Here is a 20,027-nt window from a genome sequence, read left to right on the forward strand (position 1 = left end):
CGCCGTGATCGATGAGGCTCGACGGCAGGCCGCGCTCGACGCGATGGGGATCCTCGACACCGCACCGGACGAGCGCGTCGATCGGGTGACCAGGCTCGCCCAGGAGATGTTCGGGGTGCCGATGGTGAGCGTCTCGCTCCTGGACCGCGACCGGCAGTGGCGCAAGTCCCAGATCGGGCTGGACGGCCCGGAGGCCCCACGCGCGGACTCCTTCTGCGACTACACCGTGCGGGAGAACCGTGCAGTGGTGATCGAGGACGCAGCGGTGATGCCGGAGTTCGCCGGTAATCCGTTCGTCGTGGGCGACCCCCATCTGCGGTTCTACGCCGCCCACCCGCTGTACGCCCCGGGAGGGGAGCCGGTGGGAACACTCTGCATCGTGGATACCCAGCCCCATCCGTTCTCCGACGGTCAGGCGGCCCTGCTGAAGGATCTGGCGTTCTGGGTGCAGACCGAACTCGCCAAGGACCAGGAACTCGATCACGCCGAAGTGGTGCAGCGGGCGATGCGCCCCCGCGTGCTGCCCGAGTTTCCCGGTTTCACCATCGCCGCGGCGGGAACAGCCCGCGGGCAGCTCTCCGGCGACTTCTTCGACCTCTCGCTGCACGACTCTCGCCTGCGCCTCACCCTGGCCGATGCCATGGGAAAGGGAACCGGACCGGCGCTCGTGGCTGCGGGCCTGCGTGCCTCGCTGCGAACGGCACCCGGGCGCTCGCTCGCTGAGGCGATGGCGGAGGCTGACCGGCTCATCGAGGCGGACCACGGCGACACGGGCATGTTCGTGACCGCGGTGCACGCCGAGCTCTCGCCAGACGGGTGCCTCCAGCTGGTGGACGCCGGACACGGCCTGGCGTTCGTGGTGCGTGCAGACGGAACCTGGCAGCGTCTGCGCTCGCTGGGACTGCCGCTGGGTATGGGCAGCGGCGATGCGGCAGAGCGGGAACCGGAGAGGACGATCCTGGAACCGGGCGACTGCCTCATCTGCTGCAGCGATGGACTGCTGGATGTCATCGACGCGGAAGATCCGGTGGCCGAGGTGACGCGCATTCTTCGCGAACTCGGACCCGACGGTGCGGTTCGTGAAGCGGTGCGTCGCGCGCGAGATCCGCGCGCGACTGACGACATCACCGCGCTCGTGGTGCGGAGGAACCCATGACCGAGCCGTCGCCCACACCGCCTCGGCCACGTCCGAGCATCCGGTTCGCCATCATCCGCGTGCTGGCTGTCCTGTCCGTTATCCTGGGCACCAACTACATCGCGTGGCGATGGCTGGCATCGATCAACTGGGACGCCTGGTGGATAGCCGTCCCGCTCGTGCTGGCCGAGACCTACAGCCTCATCGACACGTTCTTCTTCTGCCTCACGATGTGGCGGGCGCGCGAGCGCCCCCTGCCGGTATCCGCTCCGCAAGGGACCGCGGATGTCTTCATCACCACCTACGACGAGCCCATCGACCTCGTCATGACCACGGCGCGCGCAGCGCAGCGCATCGCCTACCCCCATCAGACCTGGATCCTGGACGACGGCGCGCGCCCGGGGCTGCAGGAGGCGGCTGCCGCCACCGGCATCGGCTACATCACGCGCTCCGATGACTGGGTGGGAAAGCCCCGCCATGCGAAGGCCGGCAACCTCAACAGCGCCCTCTTCGAGACGGACGGCGAGTTCCTGCTGATCCTGGACGCCGATCAGGTTCCCGATCCGCTGATCCTGCACCGCACGCTCGGCTACTTCGCCGACGATCCGACGGTGGCGCTCGTGCAGACGCCGCAGTTCTTCACCAACGTGGACGAGGCCGATCCGCTCGGCGCCCAGGCGCCGCTGTTCTACGGGCCGATCCAGCAGGGCAAAGACGGCTGGAATGCGGCGTTCTTCTGCGGGTCGAACGCGGTGCTGCGCCGCGAGGCCCTGATGCAGCTCGGCATCATCGGCTACGTGCGGGAGATCACCGACTCGACCCGGCGGGCGCTGCGCACCGCCGAGCAGCTGATCGCGCGCGAGAGCACCGCCACTCAGGACGCCACACTGCGGGGCGAGCTCACCGAACTTCTGGGGCACATACGCGACGCGCGCCGGGAGATCGCCGCGGGCCACCCCATCGCGGATGCCACCTACCGGGTCCGCGAGGCCGTGGACAGCGCGTCCCGATCCGTCGTGGCGCGCGATCTCGCGGCGATCCAGGCGGATCTCGATGCCATCGCCGACCTTCCACTGCAGCGCGACTCGGAACTGGGCGTCCTGGTCGTGGACGACGAGGGTCTGGACCGGCTCGCCGCAGCCGATTTGTCGCCCCTCGGGGCGATCGAGGCGGTGTCGGCACTGCTGTCCGCGCTCAGTATCGACCGTGCCGACGAAGCGCAACCCGTTCAGCCCATCGCCACGATCTCCGTGACGGAGGACATGGCAACCGCCATGCAGCTGCATTCGCTCGGATGGAGCAGCGTGTATCACCATGAGCTCCTCGCCCGCGGCCTCGCCCCCGAAGACCTGCGTACGATGCTCACGCAACGTCTGCGGTGGGCGCAGGGCACCCTGCAGGTGATGCTGCGAGACAATCCGCTGATCAAGCGCGGGCTCTCGTTCGGCCAGCGCATCATGTACTTCGCGACCATGTGGAGCTACCTCTCCGGCTTCGCCGCGGTCATCTACCTGATCGCGCCGGTGCTCTATCTGCTCATGGGAGTGATGCCCGTGTCCGCGTGGAGCGTCGACTTCTTCGCGCGCTTCCTGCCGTACTTCGTGGTCAATCAGCTCCTGTTCCTCGTGGTGGGCCGCGGCATGCGCACCTGGCGCGGCCAGCAGTACTCACTGGCGCTGTTCCCGGTCTGGATCCAGGCCTGCTGGAGCGCCGCGATGAACGTGTGGTTCTCCCGTCCGCTCACGTTCGCCGTCACGAAGAAGGACGGACGCGACGAGCGGGGCGTCCCGTGGGGGCGGATCTGGCCGCAGCTGACCGCGATCGTCGTGCTGGTGATCGCTGCGGTCATCGGTCTCGCTCGACTTGCCGTGGGAAGTGCCGATGGCACCGGTACCCTCGTGAACACCGCCTGGGTGCTGTACGACCTCGTCGTGCTCAGCGTGATTATCCAGGCGGCGCGGTATCGCGGACCGCAAGCCACTGTGGCGGCGGTCTCCGATGCCACCCACATCCCCGATCCGGAAGGACGCCCATGAATCTCACGAGCACGACTGAGGGCGGCATCGCGGTGATCCGCATCGAGGGCCGCTTCACGGCGTCCGGGGCGCCGCTGCTGCGAAACGCCGTCACGGATGCGATCCAGGCGGAATCCCCGCGGATCGTGGTGGATCTGTCCGACGCCACCTTCATCGACTCCTCGGGGCTCGGGGCCCTCATCGGCGGTCTGAAGAGCGCACGCGTGGCCGGAGGCGATCTGCGTATCGCCGGTGCCCCCGACGCCGTGCTGACCGTGCTGCGCCTCACCAACCTCGACCGGGTGCTGCTGAATCACCCGTCAGTGGAAGCCGCCTTCGTTGGATCGTGAGGGGGCGTCACCTCACACGCTGCACCGTTCCGGTGAGGCCGCTGCCGCGTTCCTCGATCGTCTGCTCGATGACCTGGACGCCTTCCTGATGGACTCCGCCGCCGTCGCAGACGAGGACCGCGCCCTGTTCCTGCTTGCGGTGAGCGAGGTGGTCAGCAACGTCATCGCCCACGGCGGGCCGGGTGTCCGGGTGACAGCGGCCGTCGAGATCCTGCCGCGGGAAGTGCGTGCACGTATCGATGACACGGCCCCTCCCGCCCTCATCGACTGGGACCGTGTGGCGCTACCGTCGGAGCAAGCCGAGTCGGGCCGTGGCCTCGCGATCGCCCTTGCGGTGCTGGACGAACTGCGCCACGAGTCGGCCGGGACCGGAAACGTCTGGCTGCTGCGCCGCTCCTTCGCCGCCTGACGCGCTCGCGGGCGCACGCACGGGTGCGGAGTCAGCGGACGAGGGGCCCACTCTCGGATCCGGCATAGACCAGTTCCATCACATCCAGCGGACGGTGCTTCTGCTCGGTCGCATGCACCATCGTGAGCTGCAGGCCGTCGTGGGCGGGGAAGACCGAGGCGGTGAAGCGCTGACGGGGTGACGTGGCCTGCAGGCCGGCGATGATCTCGGTGGAGATGCGTCGGGCTTCGGCGTCATCCTCGGCGTCTGCACTCGTGACGCGCAGGGTGTAGTCGATTCCGCGCGCCCGCGCATACTGGAGAGTGGGCACGAGCTCCGGGCCGAGATGGACGAGGTCTGGGCCGATCTGGGACAGCTGGCGAAGGTAACGTTCCTCCACGATGCACGCCTGGCGGGAGGACGGCTCATCGGCGGCGACATCGCCGTTCGCGATGGCCGACAGCAGGTGGACCGCGTTGTCGAGGCCGGCATCCACCCAGCGCCGGTGGATGCGCTGAGCACCGGCCGCGAGTTCGGTGGCCATGCGGGCCTGGAAGAGAGCATCACGTGCCGAGGCGGCCTGGCGGTTGAGCCGGAGGATCTGCGCCTGGATGGCGCTCCACATCGCGCTCACGGCGAGGGCGATGACGCCGGCGGTGAGCGCGACCAGTGCCGCATCGGCGGACACGGTCGCCACCGTCGTCACGGTGAGGGCCACGCAGAGCGTCCAGATCCCGCCCGCCACCGCCACGTATCGTGCGGCGACGCCATGGGAGAGAAGCAGGACGTACGGGGCCGTCGCCGCGATCGCGTTCCACTGGGTCCAGCCCTGCATGCCGAAATCGTTGGCGGCACCGGCGAGCAGATACACCGCGCACGTGCAGAGGGTGAGCCAGAAGGTGATCGTGCGGGGGGACGATCCCGGCGGAGTGCGCCAGAAGATCATCAGCGCGAGCACCATGAAGCCGATCATCGGGAACAAGGCGAGATGGAGGTTCGTGCCGCCCGCGCCCAGCAGCACTGTGCTGCCGATGGTGGCACCGGTCGCCCAGAATGCGCCGGCGCGACGGATCAGCGTGGTGGCGGCACCCTGCGTTGCGACGCTGCGCTGCGTCGAGCCGAGGCTGGCGGAGCCCCCGGCGAGACCCGTGCTGCTCGCCCGGTCACGGAGAGGGATCGTGAGACGCACGGTCGTTCCCGCGCCCACGGTGCTCGTGACGCTCGCGGCGAACCCGTACGCACGCGCGCGCTCGTGAATGGAGGAGAGGAAGCCGGTCGTCTTGCATGCGTGCGTCGCCGGAGTCGCACCGTGAGCGGACGTACCGCGAAGCACGTCGGCCACGTCGAAGCCCCGTCCCGCGTCCTGCAGCTCGATGCGGAGGCGGGAGCCGGCGACGGACGCGGTGATGTCGACCTCATCCGCGCCGGAGTGCTTCATCGCGTTCGTCTGTGCCTCCCGAACACATCCGATGACCGCGCGGATCACGTCTGAGCTCAGGTGCTGTGCGGCAGCGCGAAGCTCGTCGTCCTCCACGCCGTGACGCGTGACACGCAGACCGGGCTGGCAGAACACGTCGAGGATGTCATCGTCCGGCAGGGTGTGCTGCTCACCGCGCAGCCGGCGCAGCAGCGCGACGTCCCGGGAGCATTGCGTTCGCACCTGGGCCATGTCGCTGACCCCGGAGTTGCCGTTCGCGATCGCGCCGAGAGTGTTGATCGCGGTGTCGTGGAGGACGCGGATCTGTTCGCTCATTTGCGTGATGGCCTGGCGCTGCAGTGCAGCCTCCTCCCGCGCCATCTCGCTGCGGGCGATGGCGCGGTCGGTGCTGTTGACGTATCGCAGGAGGGAGGCGAGAGCGAGACGGGTGACCGTGACGATGAGCACCTGGATGAGAACGAGGGAGGTGGTGAAGCGCGGGTCGGCACCGTGCGGGGAGGATGAGGTCACCACGGCGCACACGAGGGTCGCGGCGAACATGAGGGGAACGGCTCCGCCGCCGAGGACGAGGGCACCCATCATGAAGCTCGCGAAGTTCATCTGCCACGTAGCCGCAGACGCCAGCACGGCGAGCTCGGGCGAATGCGTGAGGATCACCGCCCCGAGGCCGAATGCGGCGAGGGCGATCGGGGCCGGGGGCAGCTGCATCAGGAGGGCGAGGACCATCACGGCGCCGAGGACGACCTCGGCGGCCGCGAACGCATATCCGTCGGTGCCCAGACGCACAATCACCAGCGGGGCGACCGCGAAGGCCAGCGCGGCACAGCCGATGAGCGTGACACGGGACAGCGCGCGCATGAACGCTCCTGCCGCCCAGATGTCCGGGTCGGTGTCGATGGCCTCGGAGCGCTCTACATGCAGACGGGTGAAGAGCACGCGCAGCATCCGGATCACAACGCTCATGAGTCCGTTCTTACTGCACGATGCCCTCCGCTGTCACTCGGGCGGGAGATGACTCCGCGGATTCGTGTGCACGGGAGCCGTGACCTCCGCGGGCACCGATGCGATCCGCCGGACCGCGCCGGTTCCGGCGAGCGAGCGCGGATCGACGGGCGTCCGGAGGACCTGGGGCCGTATTCGCCATAGACTCACGAGCGTGACGGACCCCCCGGCTGACACGGCGCTCGCGCGCGCGACGACTCGTCTCGTCGACGCGACGATGCAGCGTGCCGTTCTGGGGGGCGTGGGGGTCTGGCACGGGTTCGTCATCCTCGCCGCCCTCGCAACGGTGACCGCCGATGGCGCAGCTCTTTCGCGCGCGGTCGCCGTGCACGTGGCCCTGCTGGTCGCCTGTCTCGTGTGCGCTCTTCTTCGCCTGCCCGCGCTGCCGTGTCTGATCGCGACCTTCGCCGGCATCGCGATCGATCTGGCCACCGTGCCGGACTGGCGGTTGCCGCTGGCGTTCGCTGCGGTCTGGACGGCGGGCATCACCTGTGCGACCCCCACCCTGATCCTCCGGCCGCGTCGGGCGCTGCTCGTCGGCGGCGGTGCGCTCATCGGTCATCTCGCCCTCCAGATCATGCTGCACCCGGACTGGCCGGTGCATTCGCGCCTGATGGTGGTCGTGCTCGGCGCGATCCTCTTCGTCGGCGCGCGTGCCATGAGGAGCACCATCGACGAGGCGGCCCACCACGCCGACGAGCAGGCGGAACTGGCGCGCCGCAGCGCACGCAACGAGCGGATCGCACGCGACACCGGTCGTGAGATGGCGGAGGACGCGCGAGTTCTCCACGACACGATCATCAACACGCTGAGTCTGATCTGCCGTGGCTCCCGGTCAGACCTGGACGTCGCGGCAGCGCGCCGTCGCGCCGCGCACGATGCCGCGGTGATCCGCCGTCTCACACAGGAGGGCACATCGCCCGAGCGGGCTGAGGGCGCGCCGGGAAGGGGCGGGAGCTGGCTCGCCGAAGAGGAAGGCGGTCTCTCGCACCTGGTCACCGCCGTCGCGCACCAGCCCGGGATCCCGGTCGAGTACGCGGGTCCATCCGAGCACGATCTCGAGCGGTTCGAGTCACTGCTTCCGGTCGACGCATCGCGCGCCATCGTCCGGGCGGTCTTCGAGCTCATCACCAATGCGGCGAAGCACTCGGGGGCACGCGCTGTCCGGCTGCGGCTGGAACTGCAGACGGCGGGCGTGGTGGTCTCGGTGAGCGACGACGGAGTGGGGTTTCGTGTCCAGCCCGTGCCGGGCCGCGGCCTGGCGGAGTCCGTGTTCCGACGGTGCGCTGACGTCAACGTGTCGGTATCGCTCGAAAGCGCCCCCGGCCAGGGCACGACGGCCACCCTCACCTATGCGATCGATGCCGTGGCACGGGATCTTCCCGCGCAGCCGGGCGCGGACGCCGACCTGGATGCACGTGTGATCGCGGCAGCCGGGTGCTGGATCTGGGCCGGCATCATCCTGGGTGCTGATCTCCTGCTCTCGGCCTTCCGGCCGCCCGCCGTTGCCGCCAGCAGTATCGCGGTCTCGCTGTCCCTGGCCGTCCTGACCGTCTTCGCCCGGCGTTTCGCGCGCCGTCGCCGAGCGGCTCCGCTGTGGATGACGGTGCTGCTGGTCGCCTCCGTGCCGGTCGGGTACCTGGTGCCTTTCGTCGTCATCACCGACGCGGGGGAGCCGCTGCTGTTCTTCCCCGCCCTGGTGGGGACCGTTCCGCTGGTGCTGCTGATGATGACGTATCGCTCCCGGGTGCCGCTCATCGTCGCCCTGGTGAGCCTGGCGGCGAGCGTCGCGGCGGCCTGTCTGGGCACCGTCACGGGAACGGCGTCTTCGCTTCTGATCGCTATCGTCGCAGCCGCTCCCCAGGTGGGGCTGTTCGCCGGGTGGGGCGTATTCGTTCCCGTGCTGGATCGTGCCGTCGGCGCGTATCGGGCGCAACTGCGAGCGGCCTCCGAAGCCGAGACCGGAGCCCTCGCGCAGAACGCTCTGACCGTCGCGAGGGAGAGGTGGATCCGCGTGGGAACGCGGACTTCCGTCGCCCTGCTGGAGGAGATCGCGGTGGGTGAGGCGGATCCGCGAGAGCCCGCCGTGCAGCAGCGATGCGCCGACGAGGAGCGGTATCTGCGACAACTGCTGCTCATCGACGCGGATGTGCTGCACCTCAGTCCGTGGCTCGCGATCGCCCTTGTCAAGGCCCGTTCACGCGCGGTGCCGCTGGAGGTGCGTGGCGGTACGGTCGACAGTTCCGATCCTGCGACGGCCCGGATGGCGGGGGAGGTGCTGCTGACCGTACTGGATTTCTGCGACGCGTCGGATCGTGTGATCGTCAGCCTGTTCACCGAGGCCGACAGTCCGGTGTGCCTGATCCTGGGACCGGAGGGACTCGCACCGGTGCTGGAAGGAGTCATCTCGGCCAACGGGCCCGCGGTGGAGTGCGTGTCCGGAGCCTCGCACACCTTGATCTCGGTGCGTCCGCCCGTCGCTGTCGCGGCCGCGGACGCCGCGCTCGTCTCGTCGTAGCGCCGCACTCGTGTGGCCGACTCTCCACGCCCGCTCAGACAATCCGCGTCACCGGGACCAAAATGAGGATCCGATGCGTTGAGATGATGGAACCTGCGAAAGCGCAGGAGCGAGGAGAGAATCATGGTCCAAGGAATCGCTGACGACGGCCGCATCACCATGCGCGAAGGCGCGGACACAGCAGTGCTTGCGGGCGGGTGCTTCTGGGGGATGGAGGATCTCATCCGCAAGCAGCCCGGCGTGCTGGATACGCGTGTGGGCTACACCGGCGGCAGCAACGACCACGCGACATACCGCAACCACCCCGGGCACGCCGAGGCGGTCGAGATCGTCTACGACCCCACGAAGACGACGTATCGGGACCTGCTGGCGTTCTTCTTCCAGATCCACGACCCGTCGACGCTGGACCGTCAGGGCAATGACGTCGGATCCAGCTATCGCTCGGCGATCTTCCCGCTGAACTCGGATCAGGAGCGGATCGCCCGCGAGACCATCGCCGATGTCGATGCGTCCGGCCTCTGGCCGGGCAAGGCCGTCACCACGATCGAGCCTGCGGGTCCGTTCTGGGAGGCCGAGCCGGAGCACCAGGACTATCTGGAGCGCATCCCGAACGGCTACACCTGCCACTTCGCCCGTCCGGGCTGGGTGCTGCCGCGTCGCGCTGAGGTCTGATCTGCCGTGGTTCGGGCATGGTGTGAAGATTCGCACCGTGCCCGGACCCGCGTCGGCACCATGGAAAGGATGCCGCGATGACGGGTTGGGTCTGGGTGCGAACTGCTCCTGAGCGCAGGCTTGTGTCGGATGGCATCGGGGATCCTGTTCGTTCAGAGCCCATCGCGCCGCTCAGCGAACTGGAGACGCGTCTCCTCGCGGCGGCACCGGGCGATGTCGTCGCCGCGGTCGACGCGCCACCCTGGATCGTGGTCGACGACGAGCTTGCGGGTGTGTCCGTGTCCTGGCCGGGGCGGCTGCTCGACGTGGAGGCTCTGCCCGCCCTCGCGCCGAGGGACCGAGAGCGTGAGGCTGAGACGAACGCCCAGCATCGCGGGCGATACCGGCGCGTGACACGGGTGCGTGTGCTGCGCGAGGCATCGCCCAGGGCGCTCTTCGGTGCGCGCGGCGACCGGGTGATCGATGTCATCGAACGAGCCGCGACTCTGACGCCGGCAGAGGCGTCGGTGCTCGCCGATCACCTGCCGCCGGCGGTCGAGGACGCATGTGCGCGGGTATGGCGACGCTGGTCTGGCGCCGAGCGCCGTGTCGGCAGTGCCGTGTTGCTCGACCCGAACATTCGCGGCGGGTCCCCGATCAATCGGGGTCTGCTCGTGATCAACGATGTCGTCAATCATGCTGCGGCAGGACATGCAGCGGCACGATACGTCTGGGACGATGAAGATCCGGACGACGACGATACGTGGCTGGAGCTCGACGCACCGTGGCGGCACGCGAGCACGGCCCTGCGCTGCGCGGCGCTCGCGCTCGGCGCAGCGGATGTGAGCGACGACGAGGGCGATGTCCTTCTCGCATCCTGGCGTGCCCTGACCAGACCACCCGCAGTGCCGTGACTCGTGGCGTATGGTGGACGCAAGCGCTCGGCCGTCACACTGACGTGGCCTGCTGTTCCGGTGCAGACCGAGCTCCACGCGAAGACCCGCTCGTCCGGGAGCGGTGATGCCCCGTGCTTGGCGCGCCTGGCATCTTCGACCCGAATGTGAGAGAGGCCCCATGCCACGTCCGAACCGTGTGGTGACGCTGCAGTCCGTCGCCGAACATGCGGGCGTCTCCCTGAAGACCGCGTCCAACGCCGTCAACGGCACGGGGCGCATGGGGGACGACACCCGCACGAAGGTGCTGGCCGCCGTCGAGGAGCTCGGCTACAAGGTCAACGTCGCCGCACGCAACCTGACCCGCGGTCGCACCGACGCCATCGCTCTCGCCGTCCCCACCCTGAAGGCGCCCTACCTCGCAGAACTCGCTGAGAACGTGGTCGAGGCGGCACGCGCACGCGGGCTGACCGCGTACGTCACGACGTTCGGTGAGGGCTTCGGCCCGATGACGTCGCGCGCTTATCTGGAGCAGTTCAACGTGCACTTCGCCGACGGTCTGCTGCTTTCCATGGCCGAGCATGAGCAACTGACACCGGCCGACCTCGACGTCGATTACCCGCTCGTGTGCCTGGGATCGCGGGACACCTTCGGCTTCGCCGACCACGTCACGACCGACGACATCGCCGATGCACGCACGGCCACCGAGTACCTGCTGTCGCGCGGGTGCACATCGATCGCCGTCGTCGGCGCGCACCACGCGTATGACCCGGTCGCGATCAGCACCGCCACGGAGGGCAACGCCGAGCAGCGCCTCCGGGGCATCTCCGAGGCGCTCGCCTCGGTGGGTCGCCGGCTCGATGGCCGACTGGTCGGCGTGAGCGGCTACGTCTGGTCGATCAGCGCCGGGTTTCGTGCGGCGACGGACGTCATCGACTCGGGAATCCCCTTCGACGGGCTCATCTGCCTGAGCGACACCATCGCCATCGGAGCGGTGTTCGCCCTCCGTGAGCGCGGCATTCGCATTCCGGAGGACGTCCAGGTGATGGGGTTCGACAACATCGCCGAGTCCGCCTACCTGGTGCCGCCCTTGACCACGATGAGCTCCCAGCTCGAGTGGATCGCACCCACCGCGATCGACCTGCTGCGCGCGCGTATCGATGGCAACAGAGCGGACCCCGCACTGCATCTTGCGCTGTCCGACATCGTGGTCCGCTCGACGACCCGATAGGACTCCCTGTCACGGATTTCACGCTCCAGACTCGCGTGTGATCGGGGATTCATAGCCCGACAGAAATTTGCTGGTGCGAACCTGCGAATCGTGCGCTATCGTTCCTGGTACAGCGCTGTACCAGAGACTGCAATGAAGGAGAGACTGGCCAGAAACGCACCGATACGTCGCGCCCGGAACGCACGACGACGGTAGGCACTTCCCCCACGGAAACACCGACGACGGACACGATCACCCGTCAGGCACATCCCTCGCAACACTCGCAGTCCTCACCGGAGAACGAGCTCCGGTGATCCCGCGTCGGCCCACCACCGCGCGGGAGGTACGACACCGCGGATCGTGCTTCAGGCACCGTTCGCATCACAGCACCGGAAGGAAACTCATGCGCTCCATTTCGAAGCGGACGATCGCCACGCTCGCGGTCCTCCTGCCCCTGTCCCTCGCCCTCGGTGCCTGCTCCGGCGGCGGCGACAACACGGGAGATGCCGGCTCCGGCGGTGGCGACGACAACACGCTGACCGTCTGGACCTGGGACCCCAACTTCAACATCTACGCGATGGAGGAGGCCGAGAAGATCTACCAGAAGGATCACCCGGACTTCACCCTCGACATCGTCGAGACCCCCTGGGACGACCTGCAGACCAAACTCACCACGCTCGCCCAGTCGGGCCAGACGGGGGAGCTGCCCGACATCTTCCTGATGCAGAACAACGCCTTCCAGAAGAACGGCATCAACTACCCGGAGCTGTTCAGCCCGATCTCCACCGACGCGGTCGACTTCTCGGAGTTCCCGTCCGCCGTGACCGCGTACTCCACGATCGACGGCACCAACTACGGCGTTCCCTTCGACGCCGGAACGGCCGTCACCGCCCTCCGCACGGACGTGCTGGAGGAGGCGGGATACAAGCTCTCCGACTTCACCGACATCACCTGGGATGACTTCATCACCAAGGGCAAGGACGTGCTGGCGAAGACCGGCAAGCCGCTGCTGTCCGGTCAGGCCGGCTCCTCCGACCTGATCATGATGATGCTCCAGAGCGCCGGAGCCAGCCTGTTCGATGACAAGGGCAAGCCCACCATCACGGACAACGCCACCCTCGAGGCCGCGATCACGGTGTACACCCAGCTCGTGAAGGACGGCATCCTCGTCGAGGTCAACTCGTGGGACGAGTACATCGGAACGCTGGTGAACGGCACGGTCGCCGCCTCCGTCAACGGCGTCTGGATCGTCGGGTCGATCCAGACGGCGGAAGACCAGTCGGGCAAGTGGGGAATCACCAACCTGCCGAAGCTGGACGGCGTGTCCGGTGCGACCAACTACTCCGCGAATGGCGGCTCGTCCTGGGCGATCAGCTCGAACGCCAACGTGGATCTCGCCACCGACTTCCTCGCGGCGACGTTCGCGGGGTCGACCGAACTGTACGACACCATCCTCCCGAAGGCGGGCGCGGTGGCGAACTGGATCCCCGCGGGCGACTCGAAGGTCTACAACGAGCCGTCGGAGTTCTTCGGCGGGCAGACCATCTTCGCCGACGTCGTCACGTTCGGCGCCGACGTCCCGTCCAACAACACGGGCGCGTACTACTACGAGGGCCGCGACGCGGTGAGCGCTGCGCTGACGCAGGTCATCGGTGGTGCCGACACGGCTTCGGCACTGGCCGAGGCGCAGGCCAACGTCGAGTTCGCGATGCAGTGATCACCGGCCGGTCGGCGCTCACTCCGCGCGAGCGGGCGCCGACCGGCCCGATCGGCAGAGCCGATCCCGAACAGCGTGCGCAGCACCGTGGCCTGGCCGATGCCGGAACCTCCGCCGGTGAGCAGCGCACTCCGCATCCACGCACTGAAAGCGAGAACGACGTGACCCTTTCCGTCACCCGCTCCGGCCGGAGCCGGAAGGAGCAACCGCTCAGCGCCTCCGTCACCGGCCCCCGGCCGTGGCTCACCGGTGAGCGCCGCCGCAGCCTCACCGGGTGGGGGTTCCTCCTGCCCGCCGCCCTGCTGATCCTCGTGTTCAGCTTCATCCCGATGATCCAGGCCCTCTTCCTGTCGCTGCAGACCGGACGCGGGGCCGGGCTGAAGTTCGCCGACCCGCTCTGGACCAACTACGCGCGTCTCATGCAGGACGAGACTTTCAAGCTCACCCTGCAGAACACGTTCATCTACCTGATCATCCAGGTGCCGGTGATGCTGATCCTCGCCCTGGTGCTGGCGAATCTGCTGAACGACCGGAACCTGCGGTTCAAGGGAATCTGGCGAACGGCCATCTTCCTTCCCTGTGCCGTGTCACTGGTGGCGTACTCCCTGGTGTTCCGCACGCTGTTCGCAGCCGACGGGTTCGTCAACGACATGCTGAGCGGTCTCGGGATCATCGATGCGCCGGTCAACTGGCTGGGCGATCCGGGCACCGCGCGATTCGTGATCATCCTCGGTCTGCTCTGGCGCTGGACCGGATACAACATGGTGTTCTTCCTCGCGGCGCTCCAGAACATCGACTACTCCAGCATCGAGGCTGCGAAGGTCGACGGCGCCAATGCCTGGCAGACGTTCTGGCGCGTGACCGTGCCGCAGCTGAAGCCCATGATCCTGCTCACGGCGATCATGTCGACCAACGGCACCCTCCAGATGTTCGACGAATCCTGGGCTCTCACCCGTGGCGGGCCGGGCTACATGACGATGTCGATGTCCCACTACCTCTACGAGGTGTCGTTCCTGAAGAACCCGAACTTCGGCTACGCGGCGGCGATCTCGTACGTGATCCTGATTCTCGTCGCCGTGCTCGCCTTCATCCAGCTGAAAGTGGGGGACAAGCGTGATTAAGCTGCTGCGCCAGGGACCGAAGTACCTGTTCCTCGGCATCTTCGCGATCTTCTCGATCTTCCCGCTCTATTTCATGCTCGTCTCCGCCACCAACTCCAGCAAGGACGTGCTGGATTCGCGCCTGCTCCCGGGCGGCGAGCTGTTCGCGAACTTCGCCAAGCTCACCGGAGCCCAGAATCTGTGGGGCGCGATGTGGGCGTCCTTCATCGTGGCCGTCGGCATCACGGTGCTGGCGCTGATCATCTGCTCCATCGCCGGATACGGCTTCGAGGTCTTCCACTCGACGGGCAAGGACCGGCTGATGGCGGTGCTGCTGCTGGCCATGATGATCCCGTTCGCGGCGACGATGGTGCCCTTGTTCCAGCTGTTCTCCCGCGTGGGACTGGTCAACTCGCTGGTGGCCGTGATCATCCCGGCGATCTCCACTCCGTTCCTCATCTTGCTGTTCCGGCAGGCGTCGCGCGGTTTTCCGCACGAGATCATCGAGGCTGCCCGGATCGACGGACTGAGCGAGCTCAGTATCTTCGCGCGCATCTACGTGCCCACGATGCGCTCCACCTACGCCGCTGCGGCGGTCATCACCTTCATGACCGCGTGGAACAACTTCCTCTGGCCCAAGGTGATCCTCGTCAACAACGCGTTCCAGACCATGCCGATGCTCATCTCCAATCTCAGTGCGGGCTACGTCACCGACTATGGCGTGCTCATGCTGGCCGTGCTGCTAGCCTCGCTGCCGACCATGGTCATCTTCCTGATCCTGCAGCGTGCCTTTGCACAGGGCATCACCGGGGCCATCAAATGACGCCGGCGTCGTACCTCCTGATTCCTGCCGCGCGACTCGCGCAGAAAGCCACGGGTGACCAGTGACCTTCGACCTCTCCCGCATCGCCGATCCTTCCTTCTTCGCGGACGGGCGCCTGCCTGCCTGGTCCGATCACCGCTGGTTCGCCAGCGAGGACGAACTGCGTGCCGGCACGAGCTCCTACGAGCAGAATCTCAACGGGCTCTGGAAATTCCACTACGCCCGAAACCCGGAGCAGGCCATCGCCGGATTCCAGCAGCCGGAGTTCGATGTGGCGGACTGGGACGATATCCCCGTCCCCGCGCACATCCAGTTGCACGGGTACGGCCGGCCCCAGTACGCGAACGTGCAGTACCCGTGGGACGGTCACGAGCAGATCGTGCCCGGGGAGATCCCGACACGCTTCAATCCGGTCGGATCGTACGTGACCGACTTCGTGCTCGAGCGCCCCTCGCGACCCGGCGAGCGCGTGGTGATCACGTTCCACGGTGCCGAGAGCGCCATCGCGCTGTGGCTGAACGGCACCTATGTCGGTTACGCGGAGGACAGCTTCACGCCCTCCTCGTTCGACATCACGGACGCCCTTGTCGACGGACCCAACCGGCTCGCCGCGCAGGTGTTCACCTGGAGCGGGGGATCGTGGCTGGAGGACCAGGACTTCTACCGTTTCTCCGGCATCTTCCGTGATGTGGTGCTCACCCACCGCCCGGTCGCGCACGTCGCCGATCTCCACGTGCGCACCGTCATCGACGGGGCCTCCGCGGAGGTCGTCGTCGCAGCCGAGATCGAGGGCGAGGGCGAACTCTCCGCGCAACTGGACGGCGTCGGCACCCTCGTACGCGGGGAGGACGGCACGCTGCGGGTGCGGATCGAGAACGCGCGGCTGTGGAGCCCGGAGGACCCGTACCTCTACGACCTGGTTCTGCATCTGCACACGGGCACCGGCGAGGTGGCCGAGGTGATCCGTCAGCGCGTGGGCGTGCGCCGCTTCGAGATCGAGGGGGGCGTGCTTCGTCTCAACGGCGAACGCGTGGTCTTCTTCGGCGTGAACCGTCATGAGTTCGGGCTGCAGGGAAGGGTGATGACGCGAGAGCAGACCGCCGCGGATCTGCGACTGCTGAAGAGCATCGGCGTCAACGCGATCCGGACCAGTCACTACCCCAACAACTCGTTCTTCTACGACCTCGCCGACGAGTTCGGATTCCTCGTGATCGATGAGATGAACCTGGAGACGCACGGCATCTGGGACGCGGTGCGGGCGGGTGATCTTCCCGTGTCGGACGCGCTGCCGGGTGACCGGGCCGAGTGGCGGGACGCGCTGCTCGATCGTGCGACCAGCCTGCTGCGCCGTGACCGCAACCACCCCTGCGTGGTGATCTGGTCGTGCGGCAACGAGTCCTTCGGTGGCACGCTCATCCGCGACGTCGCCGACTACTTCCGCAGCGCGGACGACCGGCCGGTGCACTACGAGGGCGTCGACTGGGATCCGCGCTACCCCGAGACCACCGACATCGTGAGCCGGATGTACACGCCGGCCGCCCAGATCGAGGAGTTCCTGGCGACGAACCGGGAAAAGCCCTTCATCCTCTGCGAGTACGCGCATGCGATGGGCAATTCCTTCGGCGCCGTGGATCGCTACCTCGATCTGGCGTACCGCGACGAGCTGTTCCAGGGCGGCTTCATCTGGGACTTCTCCGACCAGGCGATCGAGCTCACCGACCGCTACGGCAACACCTACTTCGGTTACGGCGGCGACAACGGGGAGGCGCCGCACGACTCGGACTTCAGCGGAAACGGCATCCTGTTCGCCGATCACACACCGAAGCCCTTCGTGCAGGAGGTGTCGTATCTCTATCAGCCGCTGAAACTGACTGTCGAGCGCGACGGTGTCAGCATCGAGAACCGCAACCTGTTCACCTCGACGGCGGCGTACTCGGCAGTGGCCACGCTGCGCACGGAGGGGCGGACGCTGCTGACGGCGACGATCGAGTCGGACATCGCGGCCGGTGAGCGCGGATTCGTGCCGTTCGACTTCGAAGTGCCGCGCCTGCCGGGCGAGTACACCATCGACGTCGAGTTCTTCCACCGCAGCGCCACGGCGTGGGCGGAGGCGGGTGCCCGGGTGGCGCGCGGGCAGGGGGTGGTGATCGTCGACGGCGCGCCGCCGGCACCGACTTCCGGTGTCCGTCCCGAGCTCATCCACGGCATCCACAACATCGGCGTGCGCGGTGAGCACTTCGAGGCGCTGTTCTCCCAGCTGTACGGCGGTCTCGTCTCGTATCGCTATGGCAGCACCCGGGACGGCGGGCGGGAGTTGCTCGCCGCGATGCCGAAACCCAGCTTCTGGCACGCGCCCACCTCGAACGAACGTGGCTGGGGCGCGCCTTTCGAGGACGGTCAGTGGCTCCTGGCCAGCCGGTACGCCCGCGCCGCGGGCCGCCCGCTGCACACGGCGCGCGTGACGACCGACGACGAGTCGGTCACCGTGTCGTACACCTACGATCTGCCGACGCGACCGGCCTCATCCTGCGATGTCGACTATCGCGTCACGGGCGACGGCCGCATCGAGGTGACGCTGTCGATGACGGTGGCGGAGGAGCTGCCGGACCTGCCCGAATTCGGGATGATGCTGCTCATCTCACCGGAGCACGACCACCTCCGGTGGTACGGCGATGGCCCGGAGGAGAGCGCCGTGGATCGTCGGCTCGGTGCGCGCCGCGACGTGTTCGACGCGGATGTCGCCACCCAGCTCACGCCCTACCTGCGTCCGCAGGAAGCGGGAAGCCACACCGGTGTCCGATGGGCTGAGGTGACGGATCGGCGAGGCTGGGGTGTTCGCGTGGACAGTGAAGACGGCATGGAATTCTCGGCGCTGCCCTGGACGCCGTTCGAGATCGAGAACGCCGATCACCACCACGAGCTGCCACCCACCCGCCACACCGTGCTGCGCCCGGCGCTGATGCGGCGTGGCGTCGCCGGCGACGACTCCTGGGGCGCCCGCACGCATCCGGAATTCATGATCCCCACCGATTCTCCGCTCCGGTTCCGCTTCGCCTTCACCGGGGTGGCGGGTCGGGGCGTCGCGGGACGAGGCTGAGCCGGCACGACGGCGGCGGCGGTGGCGGCGGACAGTTGGGTCGTCGTCGTGGTCGTCGTGGTCGTCGTCGTGGTCGTCGTCGTGGTCGTCGTCGTGGTCGTCGTCGTGGTCGTCGTCGTGGTCGTCGTCGTGCGGTGTCTCGAAACGAGGAGATTTCGTCGGGATGAGGACGAATCCCGGTGGTTCGGCCCGAACGGACGTCATCTTCTTGTTTCATGACGGCTCCGTGCGCGGGCGGGTCCGCGGATCGGGAAGGATGGGGGAGTGCTGGAACTCGAAGCCGGATCATGGGCACTGCTCGTGCTGGGCGCGCTCATCGTCGGTGTCTCCAAGACCGGCATCCCGGGGCTCAGCACCCTCATGGTGGCCGTGTTCGCCACGGTCCTCCCGGCCCGCACGTCCACCGCGGCGCTTCTGCTCCTGCTCATCGTCGGGGACATGATGGCGCTCGCGATGTACCGCAGACACGCGGACTGGCGCACCATCCTGAAGCTCGCCCCCGCAGTCGTCGCCGGGATCCTGGTCGGCGCGCTGTTTCTGTGGTGGGCCTCGGACGGATGGGTGCGCAAGGCGATCGGCGCCATTCTGCTCCTGCTCGTGCTCATCACGCTGCTCCGGCGGCGCGCAACCTCGGCGGAGGCGGGAACCGGACGCACGGTCGCCTCGGCCTACGGTCTGCTGGGCGGGTTCACCACGATGGTGGCGAACGCGGGCGGGCCGGTGATGTCGCTGTACTTCCTGGCGGCGCGCTTCTCCGTGCAGGCCTTCCTCGGCACCGCGGCGTGGTTCTTTGCGATCGTGAACCTGGTGAAGGTGCCGTTCATGCTCGGTCTCGGCCTGTTGACGCCCCAGGTCGCCCTCACCGATCTCGTGCTCGCCCCTGCGGTGATCGTCGGCGCGCTCCTCGGGCGGTGGATCGCCGGCCGGATCAAGCAGCAGGCGTTCGACACGATCGTGCTGGTGCTCACCGTCGTCGGAGCACTCCAGCTGCTGATCTTCTGACGCCTACAGGTCGCGCGTGCGCGACTCGTCCCACGGGATGCTCCACCCGGCCGCGTCGAACAGGTCGTTCAGCAGGAAGGCCGTGAAGCCCCAGAGGACGACTCCGTTCAGATCCCACGCCGGGCCGTGGAAGGCGCCGAGCGGATGGCGATAGACCGAGGTGAATCGGTTCGCGGGATCCAGCAGCCAGGCGACGCTCACGCGCAGCACGTCGGCGGTCTCGCCTTCGTCCACGCTCACGTAGTGCTGCGGGGCCTTTCGCCAGCCGATCACCGGGGTGACGCGGAAGTCGCTTACCGTGCCCACCTCAGGCAGCTGTGCCAGGATGTCGACGTCGGCGGCGTCGACCCCGATCTCCTCGTTCGCCTCGCGCAGCGCCGTGGCGACGATGTCGGCGTCCTCCGGCTCCGCGCCTCCGCCGGGGAAGGCGACCTCGCCCGCGTGTGCGCGCAGTGCGCCCGATCGCACCTCCAGCACGACGTCGAGGTCATCGGCGGTCAGCTCTTCCAGCCCCCGCGTGTCCTCATCGCGAGCCGGACCGAACAGGATGAGCACGGCGGCGGGACGGGCCGTGGGCTTCGGCCGGAACCGACCCGTCCGGCGGCTCTCCAGGTGCGCACCGGCGGCGGCCGCGAGGTGCAGCAGTCCGCCCGGGGTCGTGTTCGACATCCCCTCCAGCCTAGGCGGT

At 67.9% G+C, this 20,027-nt stretch carries 16 protein-coding genes; 14 read left to right on the top strand and 2 right to left on the bottom strand.

Annotation, left to right across the window (positions count from 1 at the left end; all coding sequences use genetic code 11):
* The first annotated feature begins 4 nt into the window (after nt 1-4).
* Genes LQ566_RS12210 through LQ566_RS12225 form a run of 4 tightly spaced genes read left to right on the top strand, consistent with a single transcriptional unit; the run spans nt 5 to nt 3,909 of the window.
* The gene (locus tag LQ566_RS12210) at nt 5-1,156 is read left to right on the top strand and encodes a PP2C family protein-serine/threonine phosphatase (protein ID WP_231091984.1); all 1,152 of its coding nucleotides are present in this window, start codon (nt 5-7) and stop codon (nt 1,154-1,156) included.
* Nucleotides 1,153-3,171, top strand: coding sequence for a glycosyltransferase family 2 protein (locus tag LQ566_RS12215; protein WP_231091985.1), 2,019 nt, complete (start codon nt 1,153-1,155; stop codon nt 3,169-3,171). Before LQ566_RS12210 ends, LQ566_RS12215 begins: the two co-directional genes overlap by 4 nt.
* Nucleotides 3,168-3,500 (top strand): STAS domain-containing protein, encoded by a 333-nt coding sequence (locus tag LQ566_RS12220; protein WP_231091986.1) that lies wholly within the window; start codon nt 3,168-3,170, stop codon nt 3,498-3,500. Before LQ566_RS12215 ends, LQ566_RS12220 begins: the two co-directional genes overlap by 4 nt.
* Nucleotides 3,490-3,909, top strand: coding sequence for an ATP-binding protein (locus LQ566_RS12225; protein WP_231091987.1), 420 nt, complete (start codon nt 3,490-3,492; stop codon nt 3,907-3,909). Before LQ566_RS12220 ends, LQ566_RS12225 begins: the two co-directional genes overlap by 11 nt.
* A 31-nt stretch (nt 3,910-3,940) precedes the next feature.
* Here LQ566_RS12225 and LQ566_RS12230 read toward each other — a convergent pair whose 3' ends face one another.
* Complete coding sequence (locus LQ566_RS12230; RefSeq protein WP_231091988.1) at nt 3,941-6,289, bottom strand: sensor histidine kinase; 2,349 nt, start codon at nt 6,287-6,289, stop codon at nt 3,941-3,943.
* A gap of 193 nt (nt 6,290-6,482) precedes the next feature.
* Here LQ566_RS12230 and LQ566_RS12235 point away from each other — a divergent pair, with 193 nt between their 5' ends.
* From LQ566_RS12235 to LQ566_RS12280, 10 genes are all read left to right on the top strand, one after another.
* Nucleotides 6,483-8,846 (top strand): ATP-binding protein, encoded by a 2,364-nt coding sequence (locus tag LQ566_RS12235; protein ID WP_231091989.1) that lies wholly within the window; start codon nt 6,483-6,485, stop codon nt 8,844-8,846.
* A 123-nt stretch (nt 8,847-8,969) separates the two neighbouring features.
* Entirely contained in the window at nt 8,970-9,518 is a 549-nt protein-coding gene (gene msrA, locus LQ566_RS12240; protein WP_231091990.1) for a peptide-methionine (S)-S-oxide reductase MsrA, read from the top strand.
* Between the two features lie 77 nt (nt 9,519-9,595).
* Complete coding sequence (locus LQ566_RS12245) at nt 9,596-10,411, top strand: hypothetical protein (RefSeq protein WP_231091991.1); 816 nt, start codon at nt 9,596-9,598, stop codon at nt 10,409-10,411.
* Nucleotides 10,412-10,571: 160 nt separating this feature from the next.
* Nucleotides 10,572-11,621: a LacI family DNA-binding transcriptional regulator gene (locus LQ566_RS12250; protein WP_231091992.1), complete on the top strand. Its 1,050-nt coding sequence runs from the start codon at nt 10,572-10,574 to the stop codon at nt 11,619-11,621.
* 382 nt (nt 11,622-12,003) lie between these two features.
* The gene (locus LQ566_RS12255) at nt 12,004-13,317 is read left to right on the top strand and encodes an ABC transporter substrate-binding protein (RefSeq protein ID WP_231091993.1); all 1,314 of its coding nucleotides are present in this window, start codon (nt 12,004-12,006) and stop codon (nt 13,315-13,317) included.
* A 161-nt stretch (nt 13,318-13,478) separates the two neighbouring features.
* A complete protein-coding gene (locus LQ566_RS12260) occupies nt 13,479-14,438 on the top strand; it encodes a carbohydrate ABC transporter permease (RefSeq protein WP_231091994.1) in 960 nt (319 codons plus the stop codon).
* Nucleotides 14,431-15,240, top strand: coding sequence for a carbohydrate ABC transporter permease (locus tag LQ566_RS12265; protein WP_231091995.1), 810 nt, complete (start codon nt 14,431-14,433; stop codon nt 15,238-15,240). Before LQ566_RS12260 ends, LQ566_RS12265 begins: the two co-directional genes overlap by 8 nt.
* A gap of 61 nt (nt 15,241-15,301) precedes the next feature.
* The gene (lacZ, locus tag LQ566_RS12270) at nt 15,302-18,337 is read left to right on the top strand and encodes a beta-galactosidase, LacZ type (RefSeq protein WP_231091996.1); all 3,036 of its coding nucleotides are present in this window, start codon (nt 15,302-15,304) and stop codon (nt 18,335-18,337) included.
* Between the two features lie 21 nt (nt 18,338-18,358).
* Nucleotides 18,359-18,556, top strand: coding sequence for a hypothetical protein (locus tag LQ566_RS12275; protein WP_231091997.1), 198 nt, complete (start codon nt 18,359-18,361; stop codon nt 18,554-18,556).
* 45 nt (nt 18,557-18,601) lie between these two features.
* Nucleotides 18,602-19,339 (top strand): sulfite exporter TauE/SafE family protein, encoded by a 738-nt coding sequence (locus tag LQ566_RS12280; protein ID WP_231091998.1) that lies wholly within the window; start codon nt 18,602-18,604, stop codon nt 19,337-19,339.
* Between the two features lie 3 nt (nt 19,340-19,342).
* Here LQ566_RS12280 and LQ566_RS12285 read toward each other — a convergent pair whose 3' ends face one another.
* On the bottom strand, nt 19,343-20,008 hold the full coding sequence (locus LQ566_RS12285; RefSeq protein ID WP_231091999.1) for an NUDIX hydrolase: 666 nt from the start codon (nt 20,006-20,008) through the stop codon (nt 19,343-19,345).
* Nucleotides 20,009-20,027 lie beyond the last annotated feature (19 nt).

Source organism: Microbacterium nymphoidis (assembly GCF_021044885.1).
GTDB lineage: Bacteria > Actinomycetota > Actinomycetes > Actinomycetales > Microbacteriaceae > Microbacterium > Microbacterium nymphoidis.

Excerpts from the sequence above, each read along its gene's own strand:
- LQ566_RS12215 (WP_231091985.1), top strand. The coding sequence starts at position 1,153 with ATGACCGAGCCGTCGCCCACACCGCCTCGGCCACGTCCGAGCATCCGG.
- LQ566_RS12220 (WP_231091986.1), top strand. The coding sequence starts at position 3,168 with ATGAATCTCACGAGCACGACTGAGGGCGGCATCGCGGTGATCCGCATC.
- LQ566_RS12230 (WP_231091988.1), bottom strand. The coding sequence starts at position 6,289 with ATGAGCGTTGTGATCCGGATGCTGCGCGTGCTCTTCACCCGTCTGCAT.
- msrA (WP_231091990.1), top strand. The coding sequence starts at position 8,970 with ATGGTCCAAGGAATCGCTGACGACGGCCGCATCACCATGCGCGAAGGC.
- LQ566_RS12245 (WP_231091991.1), top strand. The coding sequence starts at position 9,596 with ATGACGGGTTGGGTCTGGGTGCGAACTGCTCCTGAGCGCAGGCTTGTG.
- LQ566_RS12250 (WP_231091992.1), top strand. The coding sequence starts at position 10,572 with ATGCCACGTCCGAACCGTGTGGTGACGCTGCAGTCCGTCGCCGAACAT.
- LQ566_RS12255 (WP_231091993.1), top strand. The coding sequence starts at position 12,004 with ATGCGCTCCATTTCGAAGCGGACGATCGCCACGCTCGCGGTCCTCCTG.
- LQ566_RS12285 (WP_231091999.1), bottom strand. The coding sequence starts at position 20,008 with ATGTCGAACACGACCCCGGGCGGACTGCTGCACCTCGCGGCCGCCGCC.